This window comes from Candidatus Aeolococcus gillhamiae, from assembly GCF_016464765.1.
GTDB lineage: Bacteria > Chloroflexota > Dormibacteria > Aeolococcales > Aeolococcaceae > Aeolococcus > Aeolococcus gillhamiae.
This window is the reverse complement of the sequence record NZ_JAEKNS010000027.1, coordinates 1-2819: the sequence shown is the minus strand read 5'-3', so window position 1 is coordinate 2819 and position 2819 is coordinate 1. Positions and strand designations below refer to the sequence as shown.

Annotated in this window: 3 protein-coding genes and 1 pseudogene; 2 read left to right on the top strand and 2 right to left on the bottom strand. The window is 68.1% G+C overall.

Going from position 1 to position 2819, the window contains the following annotated elements:
- Positions 1 to 578 (bottom strand): NifU family protein (locus tag JF886_RS01895; RefSeq protein WP_337309043.1); only part of this gene is annotated, 578 nt, incomplete at its 3' end.
- A gap of 82 nt (positions 579 to 660) precedes the next feature.
- Here JF886_RS01895 and JF886_RS01890 point away from each other — a divergent pair.
- Complete coding sequence (locus tag JF886_RS01890) at positions 661 to 1908, top strand: ATP-grasp domain-containing protein (protein ID WP_337309041.1); 1248 nt, start codon at positions 661 to 663, stop codon at positions 1906 to 1908.
- 13 nt (positions 1909 to 1921) lie between these two features.
- Positions 1922 to 2206: pseudogene (locus tag JF886_RS01885) on the top strand (integrase core domain-containing protein); the annotation flags it as partial.
- 63 nt (positions 2207 to 2269) lie between these two features.
- On the opposite strand, the gene JF886_RS01880 reads toward JF886_RS01885, so the two are convergent.
- Positions 2270 to 2819, bottom strand: a 550-nt coding sequence (locus JF886_RS01880; RefSeq protein WP_337309039.1) for a hypothetical protein, incomplete at its 5' end; no start/stop codon positions are given.

Here is a 2819-nt window from a genome sequence, read left to right as displayed (position 1 = left end):
TTGGCCGCCTGGTAGTACGGATTCGCGCCCTGGGCGTGGTCGGTGGTGTCGCGCACCTCGCGGATCTCGGGAAAGGTGTCGAGGATCGCGGTGCGCACTCCCTGACCGAGGGTGACCTCGGCCATGCCGCAGCCCTGGCATCCACCGCCCATGTGAATGAACGCGACGCCGTCGGCGACATCGAGCAGGTCGATGTGACCGCCATGGGAGGCAACCGATGGGTTGATCTCGTTGTCGAGCAGGCGCTGCACCGCTTCGGCGATGGGATCGAGCCACAGTGGGTTGGGGTTTTCGACGCGCACCGCACCCATGGGGAGATCGGCGTCGAGGGTGATGCCATCGAGATATGGGGCTGACGCAAGAGGGATGTGGATGGCAATGCCGTCGAGGGCGTCGACGATGATGTCGCCCTGCCGCTCCTCACCGGGGGCGACGATCTGCATGTCATAGACGAAGGCACCCTTCTCGCGACCGGTGATGGCAATCCGGAGGCCGGCATGTGGCTGCTTGCGATTCGCGCGCACCTGCCCGATGCGCGTCAGTGCGGCGTCGGTGGCGCTGATACGGGGCTGTTTCACGCGGTCTCCATGCATCCGAGTCTGACGCCTCGCGTGGCTCCATGCACTGCGTCAGCGACCGAGGGTGGCCTAGTCTGACCGGATGTCGCCGCGAGTCATGCTCGTCCTGCCCACCGCCACCTACCGCGCAACCGCCTTCCTCCGCGCTGCGGAAGGGCTCGGCCTGCAGTGCGTGGTCGCCTCCGACGAGGCCCCCACCCTTGCCGGCCTGATGGAGGGGCGGGTGCTGACACTGAACCTCGGCAGCTTCGACGAGGCGGCCGAGCGGGCGGCGGCGTTTGCCGAGCGCTGGCCGGTGGACGCGGTGGTCGGCGTGGACGAGGCGTCGGTGCTGGCCGCGGCGCACATCGCGGCACGGCTGGGCGTGGGAGGCAACCCTGTCGACGCGGTTGCCGCCACTCGTGACAAACGACGCATGCGCTCTCTGCTCGCTGATGCCGCGGTGCGGCAACCCAGCTTCATGGAGATTCGCGGTGACGCCGAGGGCTCGGCCGCGGCCCACGCCGCTGCCGCGGTGGGACTGCCGTGCGTCGTCAAGCCGGTGGACCTGGCCGCCAGCCGCGGAGTAATCCGCGCCAACACTGCCGCGGAGCTTACCGCGGCCATTGCGCGAGTCGACGCGCTGCTTCGTCGCCCCGAACTGTGTGGTCCCGACGACAATCCGCCCCTCCTCATCGAGGAGTTCGTGCCCGGTCCTGAAATCGCGGTCGAGGGACTGCTCAGCGACGGCGCCCTGACAGTGCTCGCCGTCTTCGACAAGCCCGACCCGCTTGAAGGGCCGTTCTTCGCGGAGACGCTGTACACGACCCCATCGCGGCGCCTACCGGCGGTGCTCGACAGCGCGGTCGCGGCAACCCGCGCTGCGCTGCAGGCGCTCGGCCTGCGCGACGGTCCGATCCACGCCGAGCTGCGACTGGCGGCCGGCGGTCCCGTCTTTCTCGAGGCCGCGGCGCGGTCGATTGGCGGACGCTGCTCGTCCGCTCTGCGCTTCCTCGCCGGCGGCGTCGAGATGACCCTCGAGGAGGTGCTCCTCCGGCACGCATGCGCTATGCCGCTGGACAATCCGCGGCTCGCGCCCGGCGGGGCCGGGGTGCTCATGCTTCCCGTGCCCGCGGCGGGCATTCTTCGCGCAGTGTCCGGCGTGGAGGAGTCGAGCGCAGTGTCCGGTGTCACCGGAGTGGAAGTGACCATCCCGTTGGGCCAGACGGTGGAACCCCTGCCCGAGGGCGACCGCTACCTCGGTTTCGTGATCGCCCGGGGGCCGGACCCCGGTTTCGTCGAGGCCGCCCTTCGACAGGCGCAGGCGCTGATCCACATCGAGGTTGAGTGAGGGTGAATTCACCCAGTTCACGTCCTGGGCGTTCACGCGTCGTGCCGTGGATTCCGGTCTGCTGCCGTCGATGGGATCGGTCGGCGATCGCTTCGACAACGCGTTCATCGAGTCCTTCTGGAGCAGGATGCAGGTTGAACTGCTCGACCGCAAGCGCTGGAACACCCGCATCGAATTGGCCAGCGCCATCTTCGAGTACCTCGAGATCTTTCACAATCGCCAGGGCCGCCACTCGTCGCTGCGTATGCTCACAGCCGTCGAGTTCGAGGCTCGACATCAACCAACGACGGCACCATGAGTCCAAGAATCGGACTCCACCAAGCTCAGGACAGCCCAGAGTCTCCACGAAGCCCAGACCGATTCAGTCCGGGCCGAAGAAGTCGTCGTACCAGCCGCGATCCACGCTGGCTCCGAACTCGGCGTGGGTGCCCTGCCACTGCCAGCCGCACGGCCTAGATGGGCGCGGCTCGTTGCCCGGCCACGTGGCGCGGGGGTCGTTGCCCGGATAGGCAGCGAAGATGTAGAACGCTGCCCGCCGACCGATGAAGACCGGAGCGCTGCCGTACAGCCCGGCCCCGGCGGCGTCGAGCCAGCCCTGCACCCACCAGCCATTACCCCGGATGCCCCTCTCCACGTCGAGGCACAAATGAACCGACCAGTTCGCAGCGAGAGCCTTACAGGCCACCGGATCATCGTTGCCCGAGCAGTAGGCGATCGGTGTCCCGCCGCAGCGTCGCGCGCTGTCGAAGTCGAACTGGCGCCAGGGGTGGGCGATGCCGACGTTGGACTTGGACGTCAGGTAGCCACTCCACAGACCGACCCCGGCCGCTCTGGCGGCGTCCGCCTGCGCTGCCATCGGCACGGCGAAGGAGGAGTCTAGCCCTGCGATCATCAAGGTCTCCAACTTGTCA